The sequence below is a fragment of the Lysobacter niastensis genome (genome assembly GCF_015453285.1).
Classification (GTDB): Bacteria; Pseudomonadota; Gammaproteobacteria; order Xanthomonadales; family Xanthomonadaceae; genus Lysobacter_J; species Lysobacter_J niastensis.
This window is the reverse complement of record NZ_JADLZT010000015.1, coordinates 5,001-6,069: the sequence shown is the minus strand read 5'-3', so window position 1 is coordinate 6,069 and position 1,069 is coordinate 5,001. Positions and strand designations below refer to the sequence as shown.

Here is a 1,069-nt window from a genome sequence, read left to right as displayed (position 1 = left end):
GACTACGTCCTGGTCCTGCTGATCGACCGGTCCAACATTCTCAGCGGCACGACGACGATCCACGATGATCAGGGGCGGCAACTGGGCAGCTTCACGCTGACGCAGGCGCTGGATGCGGCGCTGGTCGACGATTCGCGGGTGTTCCATGGGGTCACCGCGGTCACTGCGGAAGACCCGACCCGGCCGGCGCATCGCGACGTGCTGGTGGTGACCTACCGCGCCAGGTAATCCAGGCGGAGGGCGCAACCTGAAAATATTGCCGGCAGCGGTCTGCCGGTGATTATCTGTGCGTGCTGCCGGGATTATCTTCGGGCAAAAGAAAACCCCCAGCTTTTGGCTGGGGGTTTTCGGGGTAAAGCCCCTGGCGATGACCTACTCTTGCATGGCTTGAGCCACACTACCATCGGCGCGTGTGCGTTTCACTTCCGAGTTCGGGATGGGATCGGGTGGTTCCACACAGCTATTGTCACCAGGGAGAGGGTGGAGGGTCGCGGATCTCGATGAACCGAGTCGCGCACACGCTCTCGTTGGGTTGCTTCGGACGGCAAGCCGTCGTCGGCGTATAGGTTGGGATTGTAGCGAACTTTTGGTCTGAACGTCGACGCGTCGTCGAGTCCAAGGCCACTTGAGGTTATATGGTCAAGCCACACGGATCATTAGTACAGGTTAGCTCAATGCATTGCTGCACTTACACACCCTGCCTATCAACCACCTGGTCTTGATGGTTCCTTTAGGGGAGTCGAGCTCCCGGGAGATCTCATCTTGAGGCGCGCTTCCCGCTTAGATGCTTTCAGCGGTTATCGCTTCCGAACGTAGCTACCCGGCAATGCCACTGGCGTGACAACCGGAACACCAGAGGTTCGTCCACTCCGGTCCTCTCGTACTAGGAGCAGCCCCTCTCAAATCTCCAACGCCCACGACAGATAGGGACCGAACTGTCTCACGACGTTCTGAACCCAGCTCGCGTACCACTTTAAATGGCGAACAGCCATACCCTTGGGACCGACTACAGCCCCAGGATGTGATGAGCCGACATCGAGGTGCCAAACACCGCCGTCGATATGAACTC

The 1,069-nt window shown here is 58.8% G+C and carries 1 protein-coding gene and 2 rRNA genes (1 of these 3 running past the window's edge); 1 reads left to right on the top strand and 2 read right to left on the bottom strand.

What is annotated here, in order from left to right; all coding sequences use genetic code 11:
* Positions 1 to 228 (top strand): 2OG-Fe dioxygenase family protein (locus IU514_RS18875; protein ID WP_194932703.1); only part of this gene is annotated, 228 nt, incomplete at its 5' end.
* 131 nt (positions 229 to 359) lie between these two features.
* On the opposite strand, the gene rrf is transcribed toward IU514_RS18875, so the two are convergent.
* Positions 360 to 474, bottom strand: a 5S ribosomal RNA gene (gene rrf, locus IU514_RS18870).
* Between the two features lie 161 nt (positions 475 to 635).
* Positions 636 to 1,069, bottom strand: a 23S ribosomal RNA gene (locus IU514_RS18865) (it continues 2,446 nt past the right edge of the window).